Below are 459 nucleotides of genomic sequence, written 5' to 3' on the forward strand. Positions count from 1 at the left end.
TGAATCGAGACCTCTCAAATCGATCGGGGAGCTTGGATCATTGGTCATTGCCAATACGCTAGTAAATGGGGTACCGGTGGAAGCCATATCTGTTTACCTTTTACTCAACCGTTGTCCGGTTTGTAGTCGGGGCGGTTTTTCAGGACCCAAGCTCTGGTTACCGGACCAAGACCAGTCAAATCGATCGGGCAATCGGGGCGCTTTATCATGATCAATGCGCGATCATAAGGGGCTAGACCAGTCAGATCAACGGGGCAATCTGGACGCTCGCACATCACCCAGGCGCGGTCTTCCGGAAGTAGATCAGTCAAATCGATCGGGCAATCAGGTCGATGTATCATCACCCCGGCACAGTTACGAGAGCCGAACTCTTTAAGATCGATCGGGCAATCGCGACGGTGAATCATCACCCAGGCGCGGTTGGATGGACCAAGACCAGTCAAATCGATCGGGCAATCG

General features: G+C 52.9%; 1 protein-coding gene. It reads right to left on the bottom strand.

Going from position 1 to position 459, the window contains the following annotated elements; translation table 11 throughout:
* Positions 1–104: 104 nt before the first annotated feature.
* Positions 105–459, bottom strand: a 355-nt coding sequence (locus tag E4680_RS14240) for a hypothetical protein (protein WP_167792541.1), incomplete at its 5' end; no start/stop codon positions are given.

It is taken from the genome of Candidatus Macondimonas diazotrophica (genome assembly GCF_004684205.1).
In the GTDB taxonomy this organism is placed as follows: domain Bacteria; phylum Pseudomonadota; class Gammaproteobacteria; order UBA5335; family UBA5335; genus Macondimonas; species Macondimonas diazotrophica.